General features: G+C 72.7%; 17 protein-coding genes. 11 read left to right on the forward strand and 6 right to left on the reverse strand.

Annotated elements, in window-relative coordinates; translation table 11 throughout:
• Positions 1 to 22: 22 nt before the first annotated feature.
• Entirely contained in the window at positions 23 to 724 is a 702-nt protein-coding gene (locus tag N798_RS01450) for an alpha/beta fold hydrolase (protein WP_084099955.1), read from the reverse strand.
• Positions 725 to 903: 179 nt separating this feature from the next.
• On the opposite strand from N798_RS01450, the gene N798_RS01455 reads away from it, so the two are divergent.
• From N798_RS01455 to N798_RS01475, 5 genes are read left to right on the forward strand one after another with little or no spacing between them, the layout of a single operon-like run.
• Positions 904 to 2,736 carry an ABC transporter substrate-binding protein gene (locus N798_RS01455; RefSeq protein WP_035945559.1) on the forward strand — a complete coding sequence of 611 codons (1,833 nt, stop codon included), beginning with the start codon at positions 904 to 906 and terminating at the stop codon, positions 2,734 to 2,736.
• Between the two features lie 3 nt (positions 2,737 to 2,739).
• Entirely contained in the window at positions 2,740 to 3,834 is a 1,095-nt protein-coding gene (locus tag N798_RS01460) for an ABC transporter permease (protein WP_035945561.1), read from the forward strand.
• Complete coding sequence (locus N798_RS01465; protein WP_035945562.1) at positions 3,831 to 4,745, forward strand: ABC transporter permease; 915 nt, start codon at positions 3,831 to 3,833, stop codon at positions 4,743 to 4,745. Before N798_RS01460 ends, N798_RS01465 begins: the two co-directional genes overlap by 4 nt.
• A complete protein-coding gene (locus tag N798_RS01470) occupies positions 4,745 to 5,788 on the forward strand; it encodes an ABC transporter ATP-binding protein (RefSeq protein ID WP_052116797.1) in 1,044 nt (347 codons plus the stop codon). The genes N798_RS01465 and N798_RS01470 overlap by 1 nt, the downstream gene beginning before the upstream one ends.
• Positions 5,785 to 6,843, forward strand: coding sequence for an ABC transporter ATP-binding protein (locus N798_RS01475; RefSeq protein WP_052116798.1), 1,059 nt, complete (start codon positions 5,785 to 5,787; stop codon positions 6,841 to 6,843). Before N798_RS01470 ends, N798_RS01475 begins: the two co-directional genes overlap by 4 nt.
• On the opposite strand, the gene N798_RS01480 is transcribed toward N798_RS01475, so the two are convergent.
• Entirely contained in the window at positions 6,808 to 7,740 is a 933-nt protein-coding gene (locus N798_RS01480; RefSeq protein ID WP_229708503.1) for a S66 peptidase family protein, read from the reverse strand. The two genes, N798_RS01475 and N798_RS01480, sit on opposite strands and share 36 nt — an antisense overlap.
• 119 nt (positions 7,741 to 7,859) lie before the next feature.
• On the opposite strand from N798_RS01480, the gene N798_RS01485 reads away from it, so the two are divergent.
• On the forward strand, positions 7,860 to 8,750 hold the full coding sequence (locus N798_RS01485; RefSeq protein ID WP_198030690.1) for an alpha/beta fold hydrolase: 891 nt from the start codon (positions 7,860 to 7,862) through the stop codon (positions 8,748 to 8,750).
• Here the strand turns inward: N798_RS01485 and N798_RS01490 are convergent.
• Complete coding sequence (locus N798_RS01490; RefSeq protein ID WP_229708501.1) at positions 8,740 to 9,648, reverse strand: NAD(P)/FAD-dependent oxidoreductase; 909 nt, start codon at positions 9,646 to 9,648, stop codon at positions 8,740 to 8,742. The two genes, N798_RS01485 and N798_RS01490, sit on opposite strands and share 11 nt — an antisense overlap.
• Before the next feature lie 22 nt (positions 9,649 to 9,670).
• A complete protein-coding gene (locus tag N798_RS01495) occupies positions 9,671 to 10,789 on the reverse strand; it encodes a DNA polymerase IV (RefSeq protein ID WP_035945566.1) in 1,119 nt (372 codons plus the stop codon).
• A gap of 81 nt (positions 10,790 to 10,870) precedes the next feature.
• On the opposite strand from N798_RS01495, the gene N798_RS01500 reads away from it, so the two are divergent.
• From N798_RS01500 to N798_RS01510, 3 genes are read left to right on the forward strand one after another with little or no spacing between them, the layout of a single operon-like run.
• Positions 10,871 to 11,296 carry a MerR family transcriptional regulator gene (locus N798_RS01500; protein WP_035945568.1) on the forward strand — a complete coding sequence of 142 codons (426 nt, stop codon included), beginning with the start codon at positions 10,871 to 10,873 and terminating at the stop codon, positions 11,294 to 11,296.
• Positions 11,289 to 12,509, forward strand: a complete 1,221-nt coding sequence (gene lhgO, locus N798_RS01505; RefSeq protein WP_035945569.1) for an L-2-hydroxyglutarate oxidase — start codon at positions 11,289 to 11,291, stop codon at positions 12,507 to 12,509. The genes N798_RS01500 and lhgO overlap by 8 nt, the downstream gene beginning before the upstream one ends.
• Positions 12,506 to 13,594 carry an SLC13 family permease gene (locus N798_RS01510; protein WP_035945571.1) on the forward strand — a complete coding sequence of 363 codons (1,089 nt, stop codon included), beginning with the start codon at positions 12,506 to 12,508 and terminating at the stop codon, positions 13,592 to 13,594. Before lhgO ends, N798_RS01510 begins: the two co-directional genes overlap by 4 nt.
• Here N798_RS01510 and N798_RS01515 read toward each other — a convergent pair.
• Positions 13,581 to 14,438, reverse strand: coding sequence for an alpha/beta hydrolase family protein (locus N798_RS01515; RefSeq protein ID WP_188450413.1), 858 nt, complete (start codon positions 14,436 to 14,438; stop codon positions 13,581 to 13,583). The genes N798_RS01510 and N798_RS01515 overlap by 14 nt on opposite strands.
• A gap of 108 nt (positions 14,439 to 14,546) precedes the next feature.
• Between N798_RS01515 and N798_RS01520 the strand changes: the two genes are divergently transcribed.
• On the forward strand, positions 14,547 to 15,554 hold the full coding sequence (locus N798_RS01520) for a hypothetical protein (protein WP_035945573.1): 1,008 nt from the start codon (positions 14,547 to 14,549) through the stop codon (positions 15,552 to 15,554).
• Between the two features lie 173 nt (positions 15,555 to 15,727).
• A complete protein-coding gene (locus tag N798_RS01525; protein WP_035945575.1) occupies positions 15,728 to 16,678 on the forward strand; it encodes a L,D-transpeptidase family protein in 951 nt (316 codons plus the stop codon).
• Between the two features lie 56 nt (positions 16,679 to 16,734).
• Here the strand turns inward: N798_RS01525 and N798_RS01530 are convergent, their stop codons facing one another.
• Positions 16,735 to 17,964, reverse strand: a complete 1,230-nt coding sequence (locus N798_RS01530) for an MFS transporter (protein WP_035945576.1) — start codon at positions 17,962 to 17,964, stop codon at positions 16,735 to 16,737.
• Positions 17,965 to 18,008: the final 44 nt, after the last annotated feature.

The raw sequence follows: 18,008 nt of genomic DNA on the forward strand, positions 1-18,008 counted from the left end.
TGACGCCCCGGAGCATATCCAGTCAGGGCGCCGGGTCGTTCCCGTCGGCGTCGAGGAACCCGCGCACCGCGGCGACGAACTCGCGCGGACGGGTGGCGTGGACCTCGTGGCCGGCGTCGATGGTGACCGAGGTGGCGCGGGGCACGACAGCGACGAGGTCGTCGACCCACTCCGGCGGGACGAAGCTGCTCGGGCCACCGCTCACGGCGAGGACGGGGACGGCGATGCCCGCCAGCACTTCCGGCCAGTCCGCTGCCGGGGTGTCGACCTCGGGTCGCACCTGCTCGACGACGGCCCAGTCGAACGCGAGGTGACCGGCGGGACGGACGGGGGCGGCCGGCATACGGGGGCGCAGGAGACCGACGTCCTCGAGGACGAGACGTCGCACGAGGGGTGACCGGGCAGCGACCCGGCACGCGACGAGACCGCCGAGCGAGTGGCCGACGAGGTCGACGTCCTCCCCCGTCGACTCCAGGAGGGCGAGGACGTCGGCGGTCATGAGCTCGACCGAGTAGGTGCCCGGCCACGCCGACCGTCCGTGCCCACGCAGGTCGACGGCGTGGACCGTCCGGTCGCTTGAGAGGTCGGTCGCGACCTCCGACCAGTCCTCGGCCGTGAGCCCGGTGCCGTGCAGGAGGACGACCGGCGGGAGCGCGGGACGGTCGGCGTCCCACACGGCGACGGAGAGGTCGGTTCTGGCGCCGCGTCGCGTCTCCCTCCTCATGCCGACAGTCTGCCCGTGGGTCCCGCCCCCGCAGCGGCGCGACGGAAAGTTACAGACATGGGTCATTCCTGCGGTAGTTATTGACGGAGCCTTCGGAGCCGTGTAGACCTCATCGACAACCGCGCCATCGCGTGGGGCGCGGGGGCGATGCTCCGCGAAGGCCGAAGGATCGAGGACCGATGAAGTTCCGAACGAACCCTGGCGGCCGGGGGCTGCGAACCGTGCTCTCCGGACTGCTTGTCATGCTGTTGGCCTGTGCCGCAGCACTTTTCGCGGGCAGCGGCGCGCACGCCGAGACCAAGGACGAGAAGACGCTGACGATCGCCGTGAGCCAGGAGGTCGACTCGCTGAGCCCGTTCCTCGCCGTGCGACGGATCACGACGGCGCTCGGCCGCCTCTCCTACGACTTCCTCACGAACTACGACCCCAAGACGGGCAAGACGATCCCGGCCCTCGCCGAGTCGTGGACGACGTCCGAGGACGGGCTCACGTGGACCTACAAGATCCGTGACACGAAATGGACCGACGGCCAGCCGATCACGGCCGAGGACGCCCGCTGGACCTTCGACACGATGATGAAGGACGAGGCCGCCGCGACCGCCAACGGCAACTTCGTCGAGAACTTCGAGAGCGTCAGCGCACCCGACCCGCGCACCCTCGAGGTCAAGCTCAAGGCGCCGCAGGCGACGATGCTCGCCCTCGACGTGCCGATCCTGCCCAAGCACAAGTGGGAGGGCGTCGGTGACTACTCGAAGTTCAACAACGACCAAGAGTTCCCGATCGTGGGCAGCGGTCCTTGGGTCATCAGCGCCTACGAGGTGAACCAGTCGATCACCCTCACGCCCAACAAGGACTTCTGGCGGGGTGCGCCCAAGTTCGACAAGCTCGTCTTCCGCTACATCGACGACAGCGACGCCCAGGTGGAGGCGCTCAAGGCCGGCGAGGTCGACTTCGTCTCCGGCCTCACGCCGGCCCAGGCCAAGGCGCTCGAGTCCGCCGACAACATCACCGTCAACAAGGCCAAGGGCAAGCGCTTCCAGGCCATCACCCTCAACCCGGGCGCGAAGCTCCAGGACGGCACGGCCTTCGGCGACGGCAACAAGGCGCTCCAGGACCCGGTCGTGCGCGAGGCGCTGGTGCGCACCATCGACCGCGAGGCGATCTACAAGACGGCCTACGGCGGCTTCGGCGAGGCCAACGGCGGCTACATCCCGTCGCGCTACAAGGACTACCACTGGGAGCCCGAGGGCGACGCCGTCATCGGCTTCGACACCGCGAAGGCCGGCGAGCTCCTCGAGGGCGCCGGCTGGGTCAAGGGCTCGGACGGGATCCGCGCCAAGGGCGGCACGAAGCTCTCGTTCCGCTTCAACGTCCACGCCGACAACCCGCAGTACGTCCAGGCCGCCGAGATGATGCGCGAGTGGGCCAAGGAGGCCGGCATCGACCTCAAGGTCGAGCCCGTGTCCGAGGTGGGCGCCCTGCTCGACGCGGGCACCTACGACATCCTCACCACCGGCTGGAGCGTCAACCCCGACCCCGACTACATCCTCGGCATCAACCGGTGCTCGGGCCTGCCCGCGAAGGTCGGCGGCCCCTACCTGTCCGACGCGTACTACTGCAACCCGGAGTACGACAAGCTGTATGCCGCGCAGCTCGCCGAGCTCGACCAGCCCAAGCGGGCCGAGATCGTCAAGCAGATGCAGGAGCAGCTCTACAAGGACAACGTCTTCGTCGTCTGGGGCTACGCCGACCAGCTCGAGGCCTTCCGCTCCGACACCATCGCGTCGATGCAGCCGCAGCCGGACCCGGGCGGCAACTACGACAGCCAGGACGGCTACTGGAGCTGGTGGTCGGCGACGCCCGTCGGCGAGGAGGACGAGGCCGCAGGTGACTCCGGCGGCAGCAGCTCGGGCCTCATGCTCGGTGGCGGCGCCGTGGCCCTCGCGGCCCTTGCGGCCGGCGTCGTCTTCCTGCGTCGTCGGGGCGCCACCGCCGCCGACGACCGTGAGTGACGGATGACCGAGCTCCCACCCAGTGATGCGGTCCCGCACCTCGACGAGGTGCGGGACCGCGGGGACGCCCCCCGTGGCACGGGCGGTGCTGCCGTCGCCCTCGCCGACCGGCGCGGGCGTGACGACGACCGCCTGCGCCGCAACGCGGCATACCTCGGGAAGCGGCTGCTCGGCGCGGCCGTCTCCCTCGTCGCCGTGATCTTCACGAGCTTCTTCCTCTTCCGGATCATCCCCGGCGACCCGGTGCGGGTGATGACCCACGGCCGCCCTGTGACGATCGAGCAGAAGGAGGCGCTCGCGCGCGAGTTCGGGCTCGACAAGCCGATGCTCGAGCAGTTCGTCAGCTATCTCCTCGGAGTGCTGCGCTTCGACTTCGGCGAGTCCTTCCAGTACAACCGGCCGGTCCTGTCGATGGTCGGCGAGCGCCTGGGCCCGACGCTGCTGCTCGTCGGCGCCAGCCTTGCCGTCTCGGCCGCCCTCGGGCTGTGGCTCGGCGTCCAGGGCGCGTGGAAGCACGGCAGCACGGCCGACCGCGTCAACACCGGGGTGGCCTTGACGCTCTGGTCGGTGCCGAGCTTCTGGCTGGGCCTCATCCTCATCGTCGTCTTCGCCTCGGGGCTGGGGTGGTTCCCGACCTCGGGCATGAAGACGCCGGGGGTGACCGGGTTCGACATGGTGCTCGACGTGGCGCACCACATGGTGCTGCCGCTCGTCACGCTCGTCGCCGTCGTCTATGCGCAGTACCTCCTCGTCATGCGGTCCTCGCTGCTCGACGAGATGGGCTCGGACTACCTCACGACCGCCCGCGCGAAGGGCCTGCGCGACACCGAGGTCAAGCGCCAGCACGCCCTTCCCAACGCGCTGCTGCCGACGACGACGCTCGTCTTCATCAACATCGGCTTCGTGCTCTTCGGGGCCGTGCTCGTCGAGACGGTCTTCTCGTGGCCCGGGCTCGGCAAGCTCTTCTACGAGGGGCTGAGCGTGCCTGACCTGCCGCTCGTGCAGGGGCTGTTCGTCATCTTCTCGGCGGCGGTCATCCTCATGAACCTCGTCTCCGACCTCATCTACCCGCTCATCGACCCCCGGGTGCGTCCATGACCTCCGCCGCCTCGACCGCGAACGCGTCCCCCCGACAGCTCACGTGGGCCCGCCGGCGCCGTGCGGTGGGCACGTTCTGGAGCTCCTACCGCCAGAACCGCGCCGGCCTCTTCGGCCTCGCCGTGCTCGCCGTCTTCGTCCTCTCGGCGCTGCTCGTGCCGTGGATCGTCGGCGAGGAGGCGCTGAGCGTCACCCGCCCACCCGGCGAGCCGCTGCAGCCGCCGAGCGGCGAGTTCTGGCTCGGCACCGACCGCTCAGGCCGCTCGGTGCTCGACCTCATCCTCTGGGGCTCGCGGGTCTCACTCACGGTCGGCTTCGCCGCGACCTTCATCTCGATCGCCCTCGGCTCGCTCATCGGCATCCTCGCCGGGCACTTCTCGGGCTGGATGTCGGGGCTGCTGCTGCGCATCACCGACTGGTTCCTCGTCATGCCGACGCTCGTGCTCGCCGTGGCCCTCGCCGCCGTCCTCGGCCGCAGCCTGTCGACGATCGTCATCGCCATCGGTGTGACCTCGTGGCCGACGACGGCGCGGCTCGTGCGCGCCCAGACCCTCGCGGTCGAGGCCCGGCCCTACATCGAGCGGGCCCGCGCCCTCGGCGGTGGGCACTGGCACGTCATGACCCGACACGTGCTGCCCAACGTCATGCCGATCGTCCTCGCCCAGACGACGCTCATGGTGGCCGGCGCCATCCTCACCGAGTCGACGGTCGCCTTCCTCGGACTGGGCGACCCGACGACGCCGTCGTGGGGCAGCACCATCCAGGCCGCCCGCGACACGGGCGCGGTGAGCTCGGGCATGTGGTGGTACATCCTCCCGCCCGGCATCGCGATCGCCCTCGTCGCGCTCGCCTTCACGCTCTGCGGACGGGCCATCGAGGCCGTCCTCAACCCCCGACTGAGGTCCCGCTGATGACGACGCCCCTGCTCGAGCTCGACGGCCTCACGGTCGGCTACCGCACCCGCGACGGGGTCGTCCCCGCCGTGCGCGGCGTCGACCTCACCCTGGCCCGCGGCGAGAAGCTCGGCGTCGCCGGCGAGTCCGGGTCGGGCAAGTCGACGCTCGCCCTCGCGCTGCTGCGCCTGCTCCCCCCGTCGGCGACGGTCACCGGCCGGGTGCTGCTCGACGGCGAGGACGTCCTCGAGATGGGCTGGGGCCGCCTGCGCGCCGTGCGCTGGGCCGGCGCGTCGATCATCTTCCAGGGCGCGATGCACTCGCTCAACCCGGTCCAGACCATCGGCGACCAGATCACCGAGCCGATCCTGCGCCACCAGAAGGTCGGTCGCGACGCCGCCGACGCCCGGGTGCGCGAGCTCCTCGGCCAGGTGGGGATGCTGCCCGACCGCGCCCGCTCCTACCCCCACGAGCTCTCCGGCGGCCAGCGCCAGCGCGTCATGATCGCGATGGCCCTCGCGTGCGAGCCCGACCTCGTCATCGCCGACGAGCCGACGACCGCCCTCGATGTCATGGTGCAGGCGCAGATCCTCACGCTCATCGACGACCTCGTCGCGAGCCGCGGCATCAGCCTGCTCATGATCAGCCACGACCTCTCGGTCCTCTCCGACGTCTGCGACCGCCTCGCGGTGATGTATGCCGGCCGCGTCGTCGAGGTCGGACCCGCCGGTGAGGTCTTCCGGCAGGCCCGACACCCCTACGGTGCTGCGCTCGCGTCGGCCTTCCCGACCGTGGGCGACCCCGCGTCGCGGATGCGGCCGCAGGGGCTGCCTGGCGACCCGCCCGACCCCCAGGCCCTGCCGACGGGGTGCGCCTTCCACCCGCGCTGCCCGGTCCGACTCGACCACTGCGACGACGTCGACCCGGTGCTGTGGCCGGCGGGGTTGGATGGCGCGGGGCACGAGGCCGCCTGCGTGCGGGTCCTGCCCGACGACGGCCGCTCGCTCGCAGCCACAGTTGCCCACGCGGCCCCGACCAGTGCCGTGGAGGCCACCCGATGAGCGACGCCCTGACCGACCGCACCCCCGCGTCCGCCCACGACGCGGGCACACCGCTGCTCAGCGCGCGCGACCTGCACGTCACCTTCCCGGGCCGCCGCGGGGGCGGGTCGGCGCGCGCCGTCGACGGTGTCAACCTCGACGTCGCACCGGGCGAGATCGTCGCGCTCGTCGGCGAGTCCGGTTGCGGCAAGACGACCCTCGCCCGAACCCTGCTCGGGCTCCAGAAGCCGACGTCGGGCACGGTGTCCTACCGCGGGACGCCCTTGAGCTACGGCTCCAAGGCGCTCAAGGCCTACCGCCGCGAGGCCCAGCTCGTCCTCCAGGACCCGAGTGGGTCGCTCAACCCGCGGCACACCGTCTACGAGGCCGTCGCCGAGGGGCTGCGGATCCACGGCGAGGTCGCCGACGAGCGCGAGCGCGTCGCGGACGCCCTGTCGCGGGCAGGGATGCGCCCGCCCGAGCGCTTCTTCCTGCGCTACCCCCACGAGCTCTCCGGCGGGCAGCGCCAGCGCGTCGTCATCGCCGGTGCGCTCGTCCTCGACCCGACGCTCCTCGTCGCGGACGAGCCGGTCGCCTCGCTCGACGCGTCGGTGCGCGGCGAGATCCTCGCCCTCATGCTCCGGCTGCGCGAGGAGCTCGACCTCGCCGCGCTCGTCGTCACGCACGACCTCGGGCTGGCGTGGAACATCGCCGACCGCGTCGCCGTCATGTATCTCGGCCGCATCATCGAGACCGGCCCGGTCGAGAAGATTCTCACCGCGCCCGAGCACCCCTACACGCAGGCCCTGCTCTCGGTGCTGCCCGAGGGCGGGGAACCCGTCGTGCTCAGCGGCGAGCCGCCGGACCCGTCGCGGGTGCCGGGTGGGTGCCGGTTCCACGTGCGTTGCCAGAGCCTGGCCTCCGGTGCCGCCGAGGCGGCCGGCGTGGCCGACCTGTGCCGCACGAAGGACCTGCCGGTGCTCGACGGGCGTGGCACGCAGGCCGCCTGCCACCTCGCGCAGGCCCGGCTGCTCGCGACGTCAGGCGAGGGCGGGCACGTCCAGCACCAGCGTTGACGCGTCGGCGTCGAGCGTCGCCGGGACGCCGAGCGGGACGGTGATCGTGCTCGGGCAGTGACCGAAGCCGAGGTCGGCGAGCACCGGCACGCCGAGGTCGCCGAGCCGGTCCTCGAGCAGCTCGGTGACCGGCTCGCAGTCCTGCCACGAGCCGAGCACGACGCCCGCGACGCCGTCGAGCCACCCGGACCGACGCAGGTGGGTGAGGTAGCCGTCAATACGGTAGGCCTTCTCGTCGACGTCCTCGAGCAGGAGGAGCCCACCGGAGGCGGACGGCATACCGGTCGGGGTGCCGAGCTCACCGGCGAGGAGACTGAGGCACCCGCCGAGGGTGACGCCCTCCGCGCGACCGCCGACGACCGGGCTTGCCCACTCGGAGGTGAGCGTCTGCACCGACTCCGGCTCGAAGAGGGTGCGGCGCAGGTGCTCCGCGCTCGCCACGTCGTTGAGGAAGACCTCGGTCGCCGACATCGGCGCGTGCAGCGTCACGAGGCCGAGGTGGGTCGTCACGGCGGAGTGGAGCGCGGTGATGTCGCTGTAGCCGACGAGCACCTTGGGCTCGGCCGTGCGCAGGGCGTCCCAGTCGACGCGGTCGACCATGCGCTGCACGCCGTATCCGCCGCGGGCGCAGACGACCGCCGCGACGTCGGGGTCGCACCACGCGGCCTCGAAGTCGGCGGCGCGGACGTCGTCGTCACCGGCGAGGTAGGAGAACCGCGGTGACCGCTCGCCCGCGCTCGGGGCGACGGTGACGTCGAGCCCCCAGCCGCGCAGGACCTCGGCCCCGCTCTCGATCCGGTCACGAGGGGCCGGACCGCTCGGCGAGACGATGACGACGCGGTCCCCCTCGGTGAGCCGTCGCGGACGCTGCAGGGGCTTCACGCTGGACGCAGTCACCGCGCCATTCGACCACGGCGCGGGAGACGAGGCGCCGACGACGCGCGTCGGCGGCGGACACGCGTCGCACGGCGGCAGACGGGGTAGGTGCACAGGACGCCACCCCCGACGAAGGACCCATGATGCTGCTCGAGACCGACACGACCCTTCTCGAACCGGGGTGGCGTGAATCCGCGCACGACGTCGGGGACGTGCTCCTGCACGTCGTCGAGGCCGGGGATCCCGGCGACCCGGTCGTGGTCCTCCTGCACGGCTTCCCCGAGTTCTGGTGGGGTTGGCGCCACCAGATGACGGCCCTCGCCGAGGCGGGTCACCACGTCGTCGTCCCTGACCTGCGTGGCCACAACCTCAGCGACGCACCCAGCGGGGTGGCGAACTACCACCTCGACGTCCTCGTCCGGGATGTCGTCGGACTGGTCGCCGGGCTCGGCGCTGACCAGGTGGACCTCGTCGGGCACGACTGGGGCGCCATGGTCGGCTGGCGCTTCGCCGCGCAGCACCCTGAGCGCCTGCGGCGGCTCGTCGCCTTGGCCGGGCCGCACCCGGACCTGCTGCTGCGCTCGGCGCTGAGCTCACCGCTCCAGCTCGTGCGGAGCTCGTATGCCGGCCTCTTCCAGCTCCCGTGGCTCCCGGAGTCGGTCCTGCGGGCGGCGGGGTTCGCCCTGCTCCGCCGGACCCTGCGGTCGACGTCGGCGCCCGGCACGTTCTCGGACGCGGACCTCGACCGCCACGCCGAGGCCTGGTCCCGGCCGGGCTCGCTCACCGCGATGCTCGACTACTACCGCGCCCTGCGGCTGCCGCGCGCGTCGCTCGCCGCCGTCCGCGTGACCGCTCCGACCCTGGTGCTCTGGGGCGAGAACGACGTCTTCCTCGACACCGGGGTCGGCGAGGCCACCCTCGTCCAGTGCACCGATGCCAGGCTCGTGGTGCTCGACGGTGCGACGCACTGGCTGCACCACGAGCAGCCCGAGCGGGTCAACGGCGAACTGCTCGCGTTCCTCACCGGGTGAGCAGGTGGGCGATCGCCGAGTTGCCCGCGATCTGTCCTGCGGCCGACGCCTGGACGACCGAGGCCATCGGCATCGGGTAGGCGGGCAGGTGCGCGAGGTCGCCCCCCGCGAGAACGCCCGGCAGACTCGTGCGCCCGAACTCGTCGACGCGGACCGCCCCCGACGGGTTGCGCTCGAGGCCGAGCTGGTCGGCGAAGGGCGCGGACTGGTGCAGCGTCGGCACGACGAAGAGGACGGCCACGTCCTCGGTCGACCCGTCGTCGAGGGCGAGCCGGAGGCCGTCCCCGTGCCGCTCGACCGCGGTGACGCGGGCCGAGACCCGGGGCACGTCGAGGCTGGCGCCCTCGGGCAGCGCCTGCCCCTCGTCGAGGACGACGAGCTCGCCGGCGACCGGGGCGAGGAGCGCCGAGAGGTGCGGGGCGGCGGCCGCGCCAAGGATGCCGATGCGCTGCCCGGCGAACTCGAACCCGTGGCAGAACGGGCACTGCGCCGCGAGGTCGCCCCACACCTCCTGCAAACCCGGCACCGGCGGCAGCTCGTCGCGCACCCCGGTGGCGAGGACGACGGCATACGCACTCACGACGTCACCGCTCGCGGTGGTGAGCCGGAAGCCGGTCCCGTCGCGCTCGACCGTCTCGACCCGCTCCTCGCGCACCGAGACGGTGTCGTATGCCGTGAGCTCCCGCCGCGCGGCCGCGCGGAAGTCGGCGGGTGGGGTGCCGTCGTGGGTGAGGACGTTGTGCATGTGGCTCACCGTCGCGTTGCGATAGGTGCCGTCGTCGAAGAGCGTCACCTGCCGCCGCACGCGACCGGCGGTGAGGGCGGCCTGGAGACCGGCGGGGCCGCCGCCGATGACGGCGATGTCGGTGTGGTGCCGGGGTGCTGGAGAGGTCATCATGAGTCGATGGTGAACCTTCAGGTCAACCTGAAGGCAAGCCCGGATCGCGGGCGGCCGGACCGCCGCGGCCGGTCGTGCGCGGCGGCTCGTAGCCACCCTCGGGCGGGACCATCTCGGCGCGCACCCCGAGCAGCCGGATGGGCCGGTCGTCGTCGAGGCCGTGCAGCAGCTCGAGCGCCGTCGTCGCGATGACGGACGGGTCGAACGTCGGCTCGGTGAGCTTGCGGATCCGGGTCGTCGTGAAGAACGGCGCGAACCTCACCTTGAGGTGCACCCGCGCGCACGCCCGGTCCTCGCGTCTGATGTCCTCGACGACCTGCTCCGAGAGCGCCAGCACGGCGGCCTCGACGTCGCCCGCGTCGGTGAGGTCGGACTGGTAGGTCGTCTCGCGGCCGTGCGCCCGCGCGACCCAGGGTGTGTCGTCGACGGTCGTCGCGCCGAGACCGCGACCGAGCCGGCGGTAGTGCGGCCCCATCCGCGGCCCGAACTCGGCGGTGAGGACGTCGTCCGAGGCCTCCGCAAGCTGCCTCACGGTGTCGTAGCCGTGCGACGCGAGACGGGCGGCGATCCGGTTGCCCACACCCCAGAGCGCCGTCGTCGGCCGCTCCCCCATGACGTCGAACCAGGTGTCGGCCGTCAGGACGAAGGTGCCGCGCGGCTTGCCGAAGTCGGTGGCGATCTTGGCCCGCACCGTCGTGTCGCCGACGCCGACCGAGCAGTGCAGCTCCGAGGCCTCGAGCACCTCGGCCCTGATCGCATCGGCGTGCGCGACCGCCTCGGCCACGTCGTCGCCCGCCGTCGTCAGCCCGACGAACGCCTCGTCCCACCCGAGCACCTGCACGACCGCCCCGTCATGAGCGCGCAGGGTCTCCATGACGACGGCGGACGCGGCGTCGTAGGTCGGGCCGTCGACGGGCAGGAAAACGGCGTCCGGGCACTTGCGCGCGGCCAGCCGCAGCGGCATCCCGGAGCGCACCCCGAACTCGCGGGCCTCGTAGGACGCGGTCGACACGACGGCACGCTCGGTCGGGTCGCCGCGACCGCCGACGACGACGGGAAGCCCGGCGAGCTCCGGCCTCCTCAGCACCTCGACCGCGGCAATGAACTGGTCGAGGTCGACGTGGAGCACCCAGCGCGCCATGCGACCCAGTGTGCACGCAGCCACCGACCGGGCGTAGGTTCGCGCGTGGGTTCAGGTGAGCCTGAAGGAAGGACGGTGGAGATGCGCGACGACGACGCGACGTGGTCGATCAGCGACCTCGCCGGCCGCTTCGACCTGCCGACGCACGTGCTGCGGCACTGGGAGGACCTCGGCCTGCTCGAGCCCCAGCGCAACGCGTCGGGCTACCGCCGCTACGGCCACGACGACCTCGTCCGCGTCGCCGTCATCCAGCGCAACAAGCTCGCCGGCATGACCCTCGAGCAGATCGGCGTGCTGCTCGACGCCGACGCCCGCGACCGGCACGAGGTCCTCGAGGCGCACCTGCGTGACCTCGAGGAGCGGCGCATCGCCCTCGAGCGCTCGCGCGAGATGACCGAGCACGCCCTGCGCTGTCGCGCCCACGACATCACCGCCTGCCCGCGGTTCGCGTCGGCGGTCGAGGACCTCGTCGAGGGCCGCCGCCACCCGGGGCTCACCCGTGCGTGACGTCGTCGTCGTCGGCGGCGGCATCGTCGGTCTCGCGACGGCATACGAGGTCCTGCGGAGGCGACCGGGGGCCGACGTCCTCGTCGTCGAGAAGGAGGCCGAGGTCGCCCGTCACCAGACCGGGCACAACAGCGGGGTCATCCACGCCGGCGTCTACTACGCGCCCGGAAGCCTCAAGGCCCGCTTCTGCACGGAGGGCGCCGCGCGGACGCGCGAGTTCTGCACCGAGCACGGGATCCCGTTCTCGGACACCGGCAAGCTCGTCGTCGCGACGACTCCGGTCGAGGTCGCGCGCCTCGCCGACCTCACCGAGCGCGCCCGGGCCAACGGCCTGGCCCTCACCTCCCTCACCGGCGCCGAGCTGCGCGAGCGCGAGCCGCACGTCTCGGGCCTCGCGGCGCTGCATGTGCACGCCACCGGGATCACCGACTACGCCGCCGCATGCCGTGCGCTCGCCTCCGAGGTCGTCGCCGCCGGTGGCGAGGTGCACACCTCGACCGCCGTGACGTCGATCGACGAGGGCACCGACGGTGTGCGGCTCGGTCTCGACGGCGGGAGCGACGGCAGCGGTGCCACGAGCGAGACCGCTCGCCGGGTCGTCGTGTGCGCCGGGCTCCAGGCCGACCGGCTCGCCGCCATGTCGGGGGTCAACGACGGCCCGGACGCGTTCCGGATCGTGCCGTTCCGCGGCGAGTACTTCCGGCTGCCCGCCTCGCGGGGCGACATCGTGTCGACCCTCATCTACCCCGTGCCCGACCCCGAGCTGCCCTTCCTCGGCGTCCACCTCACCCGCACCATCGACGGCGGGGTCACCGTCGGCCCGAACGCGGTGCTCGGGCTGAGCCGCGAGGGCTACCGCAAGGGGTCGGTCGACCTGCGCGACCTCGCCGACCTCGCGCGCTTCCCCGGGACGTGGCAGGTGGCCCGCACCCACTGGCGCACCGGCCTCGCGGAGCAGCGCGACTCGTGGAGCCGGCGCGGCTACCTCCGGCTCGTGCAGCGCTACTGCCCAGAGCTCACGCTCGACGACCTCCTGCCGGAGCCGGCCGGCATCCGCGCGCAGGCGGTGCTGCGCGACGGCACGCTCGTCCACGACTTCCTCCTCCGGCGCACCGAGCGGACGGTGCACGTGTGCAACGCGCCCTCGCCGGCCGCCACCTCGGCCTTCCCCATCGCCCGCCACATCGTCGACGTCGCGACGGCCGCGGCGTGACGACGCAGGAGCTCATCGACCTCGCCGCCCGGGTCGGACCGGTCATGGTCTTCCTCGTGGCGATGACCGTCGTCGCGGAGGTGGCCGAGATCGCCGGGGTCTTCGACGTCGCGGCGCACTGGACCTCGCACGCCGGACGCCACCGGACGTGGCTGCTGTGGCTGCTTGTCGTCGCCCTCGCCACCGCCTGCACCATCGTCCTCAGCATCGACACGACGGCCGTGCTGCTCACTCCCGTCGTCATCGCGATGACCCGACAGCTCGGCATCCCGGCCATGCCCTTCGCCCTGACGACCGTCTGGCTCGCCAACACCGCCTCGCTGCTGCTGCCCGTGTCGAACCTGTCGAACCTCATTGCGCTGCACCGGTTCTCGTCCTTGGGCGTCGGCACGCACGAGTACATCGCACTCGCCTGGCGGCCCGCACTCGCGGCGATCGTCGCGACGGTCGTCGTCCTCTTCCTGCTCCACCGCCGCGACCTGCTCACCCGCTACTCTCCCGACCCGCCGGCCGAACCGCACGACCGCGTCCTGCTCTGGGTCGCGGGCGCCGTCTGCATCGCGCTCGGCCCGGCCTTCGTCAGCGGCATGACCCCGGCGATCCCCGCGGCGGTCGGTGCCGTCGTCCTCGTCGGCGCGCTCGCGTGGCGCTGGCCCGCGCGGCTGCGGACCGTCGCCGTGCCGTGGCCGATGGTGCTCGCGGTGTGCGCCCTCTTCGTCGTCGTCGAGGTCGCGATGCGGCACGGGCTCGAGGGAGTCCTCGCCGACCTCGTGGGCGGTCCCGACGGCAGCCTGTGGCAGGTCGGTGCCGTGGGCGCTGCCGGGGCCAACGTCGTCAACAACCTGCCCGCCTACCTCGCGCTCGAGCCGGTGTCCGACACCTCTCCCGAGCACCTCATGGCGCTGCTCGTCGGCGTCAACGCCGGCTCGATCGTCACGGTGTGGGGCTCGCTCGCGACCCTGCTGTGGCGCGACCGCTGCCGCCGCGCAGGCCTGACCGTCGACGCCCTCCCGTATGCCGTCCGCAGCCTCCCGTGCGCCGTCGCCGCGGTCGGTGCGGCCCTGCTCGCGCTCAGCCTGGGCTGACCGCCGCGCGCACCCACTCGGCCACCTCGGCGGCGAGGTCGCCGGGGTGGCGTGCCCAGACGAAGTGGTCGATCGCCGGACCGTGCTCCCCCGCCTCGCGTGCGACGAAGCGGTGCTCGACACGGGCGGAGGTCAGCTTGTCGACGAGCCCGTCGACCGAGCCGCGCGGGGCGAGGTCGTCGTTGTCGAGCGTGAGCGCGAGGACGGGCAGGTCGAGGGCGCCGAAATCGGGCTCGGCTCGCTCGGACCCGCGCTCGACGACGAGGTCGCCGCGCCGGGCGAAGCGGGCCCACTCGCGCATGAGCCGTCGCGGCTGGCGCCCGCCGAAGCCGAGCCGGTGACCGGGCCAGTGGCCGCGCACCGCCGCCACCGCACCGACGAGCTGGGTCTGGGCAAGCAGCCGCAGCCGGCGCCGGTAGCCGCGCCAGTGCGGCGAGCCCGAGCCGACGAGGACGAGCGCATCGGCCGACGAGGGGTCGGCCGCGAGGTGCACGAGCGCGACCTGCCCGCCGAACGAGTGGCCGAGCATCGCGACCGGCCGTCCGGGGTGCCGGGATCGGGCCACCGCGACGGTGGCGCCGACGACGGCATCGGACACGACGGCATACCCGAAGTCGTTGCGCCGGCTCGCGACCGGCCGGCTGGCGCCCTGCCCCGGGAAGTCCGCGACGAGCACCGCCACCCGCTCGGCGGCGAGCGCGGCGACGAAGGGGCCGTAGTAGCCGGCGGCGACGCCGAGCGCGGGGAGGAGGAGGACGACCGGGTCCTGGCTCCCGCCCGCGTCGAGACCGACGACGGTCGTGTGCCCTCCGCCGGGGAGGTCCAGGTCGGCGACGTGGTCCACGAGGTCACCGTAGGCGGTGGGGACCGGTGCCCATTGCGTCGCCACCGGCCGCGGGCCTAGGTTCCCCTCAGCGGCCGCACCGCGCGGCCCGGGGAGGGGAGTTCCACCATGTCCAGAACCATCACGCGCGCGCGTCGCAGCCTCGCGGCCGGCATCGCCGGAGCCGTCGCGCTCACGGCCGCCACGATCGTCGCGTCACCGGGGTCGGGGCTCACCGCCCGGGCCGACGCCGCGGCCGCCGTGTGCGCGACCGACGAGACGTCGAGCGAGTTCGGCGGCGCGAAGGTGAGCGCCACCTACGGCGCCTACTTCAACGCGAGCACGCCGGCCGCCGCCTACCTCTCGACCTACGTCCCCCAGGGCCTCGGCCTCTGGGAGAACTGGCGCGGTGGCACGAGCACCGAGGACCTCTTCCTCGTCGGGATGCACCACGAGGTCGAGAACTCCAACCGCTCGCGCCTCTACGGCATGACCTCCGGCGGCACCGTGCGCGGCTACGCCAACCTGCCCGTCGGCTCGCACGCCGGCGGCGTCAAGGTCCACAACGGCTGGGTCTACGTCCAGCACGACAACAGCCGCATCCTGCGCTACCCCGTGTCCCGCATCCGTCAGGCGTTCACCGACAGCACGAAGCGCGACCTCGGCTGGGGCACCGCCACCAACACCGTCACCGACGTGAGCTTCTTCGACATCGACGGCGGCTACCTCTACGGCGGCTACCACAACCCCAGCGCGCGGGGTCACATGTTCCGCTACCGCATCCTGTCCGACGGCAACCTCGTCCAGGACATGGCCTGGGGGCCGATCCAGATCCCGATGAAGGCGCAGGGCCTCCTGGTCCTCAGCAACACGTGGATCTTCTCGACGTCCCGCTTCCGCGACCACCGGGGCAACGTCTACGTCGTCCGGCGCGGATACGGCCGGGGCGAGGAGTTCACCTCGGTGCGCTACCGCTGCTTCCAGTCGGTCGCGATGATCCAGGAGCTCGTCGGGTGGAACGGCCGCACCTACCTGCTCAACGAGAGCGGCGCGGACACGTTCGCGGACGGGCGGATCCACAACATCCGACACCTCCACGTCGCCAACACCGAGTCGCTGCGCGGCATGGTCTGGTGAGCCGCCCGGTCGCCTGACCCCAGTGCGTGTGCCGGGTCGTCACCCTCGTGGGGTGACGGCCCGGTGCTCGTTGGCGACGGTTCGGTCACGAATCCGCGACGCACGCAACCCGGCTCCCGGGGTGCGCGTCTGGACGGGTGGAGGATGTCCGGCAACCACGAGCGGGGAGCGACATGACAGGGACGACGAGGCGACGGGTCGCGACGGTGGTCCTCGCGACGGCACTCACCGGCGGGCTCGCGGGCTGCGGTGGCGTGACCTGGACCCCCGATGCCGAGGCCGTCGCGGATCCGTCGCGCACCCGACCGACGAGCGCGAGCCCGGCTCCCGTCACCCCGGTGCTGCCGACGTCGACACCGACGTCCGCCACCCCGACGACGGCGCCGACTCCCCGTGCCACCCCCACACCTCGACCCACATCCACGCCCCGGGCCACGACCACCCCACGCGCGACTCCGACGCCGGCGCCGTCGGCCTCGAAGCGACCCAAGCCGAAGACCGCACCCACTCCGAAGGCGTCCCAGCCCCGCACCGAGCTGCGCCTCGGCGACCGCGGGCCCGAGGTGCTCGCGCTCCAGCAACGACTCTCGGCCCTCGGCTACTGGCTCGGGGAGCCGGACGGCCACTACGGCTCCCTCACCCAGCAGGCGGTGTGGGCGCTGCAGAAGACCGCGGGGATCTCCCGCGACGGTCGCGTCGGTCCGAGCACCCAGCGTGCCCTCGACCGGGGTGTGCGTCCGACGACCCGCCTCGCCGGCAACGGCATCGACATCGACCTGCACCGCCAGGTCCTCCTCGTCGTCCGCGGTGGCCAGGTGAAGCACGTTCTCAACACGAGCACCGGCGGTGGCTACGAGTACGAGCGCAAGGACGGCAGCACCGCGACGGCCCGCACCCCGAAGGGCTCGTTCCGGGTCTACCACTCCGTGGACGGGCGCGACGAGGGCTTCCTCGGCGAGATGTGGCGGCCGCGCTACTTCAAGGGCGGGTATGCCGTCCACGGCTCGCCGTCGATCCCGCCCCACCCCGCGTCCCACGGTTGCGCCCGGCTCAGCAACGCGGCGATGAACCTCATCTGGGCGCGCGACTACATGCCCATGGGCTCGACCGTCCTCGTGCGCTGAGGCGACGCGGCGGCGTTCCCTCGACGTGGGGTCGGCGGGCTGCGCCGCCGGGGCCGTCAGCGTGCCGGCTGGTGCGCGAGGATCGCCTCGCGCGGCAGCGTCTCGCGGGCCCGGGCCCACGGGATCGTCGCGAGCAGGCTGAGCAGACCGGTGACGCCGAAGGCGAGGGCATAGCTGCCCGAGTCGACGAGGGCCCCGGCGACGATGGGTCCGATGATCGCGCCCGCGTCGGCCGACATCTGGAAGGCCGCGAGTGCCGGGCCGCCGTTGCGGTCGCGCCCGACCACGTCGGCCATGCTCGCCTGCTGGGCGGGGTTGAGCGCGCCCGAGCCGATGCCCGCCACAACCGAGAAGACGACGAGCACGGGGAACGAGGTCGCGAGCCCGGTGGCGATCGTCGCGACACCGGCGACGGCGAGGCCACCGAGGATGAAGGGACGACGGCCGAGGCGGTCGCTGAGCCGGCCCGCGATGTTCATGCCGACGGCGTTGGCGCCCGCATAGATCGCGAGGACCGCGCCCGCGAGCCAGGGCTCCTTGCCGATGTTGGCGGCGACGAAGAGCGGGATGATCGCGTTGCGCACGCCGAAGTTGGCCCACCCGTTGGCGAAGCCCGACACGAGACCGGCACGGAACGCGCTGTCGCGCAGCCCATCGCGGGCGGTCATCACGGGGAGGACGGGTGCGTCCGGCGCGGGACGCAGCGACTGGCCGCTGATAAAGAACGCGACGAGAGCCGCAGCGACGACGAGCGCGCCGGCATACGCGAGGAACGGGACGCGCAGGCCGAGCCCACCGAGGAGGCCACCCACCGCGGGTCCGCCGATGCCGCCGATGAGGAAGGCCGAGCCGTAGGCCGACGAGACCCGGCCGCGGATCGAGGGCGGGGCGAGTCGCACGACGAGGGCCGTCGCCGAGACGGTGAACATCACCGAGCCGATGCCGCCGAGGCCGCGGAAGACGACGAGCTGCCAGTAGGAGCCCGCGAAGGCCGTCGCGGCGGTCGAGGCGGCCACGATGAGCAGGCCGGCGAGGTAGACCGGACGCTCGCCGAGCCGGACGATGAGGTTGCCACCGGCCGGCGCGAAGATCAGCCGGAAGAAGGCGAAGACGCTGACGACGACCGCACTCGCCGTCGCCCCGACCCCGAAGCTCTGCGCGAACTGCGGCAGGACGGGCGTGATGAGCCCGAATCCGAGCGCGATGACGAAGGCGGAGGCGACCAGGACCCAGATCTCACGCGGGATGCGGACACGCTCGACCGGCGCGGAGGTGGTGGTGGTCATGACAGGGGACAAGTATGCCGTCGCCCTCCGACATTCCCTCCGTG

This window comes from Knoellia flava TL1 (genome assembly GCF_000768675.1).
Classification (GTDB): domain Bacteria; phylum Actinomycetota; class Actinomycetes; order Actinomycetales; family Dermatophilaceae; genus Knoellia; species Knoellia flava.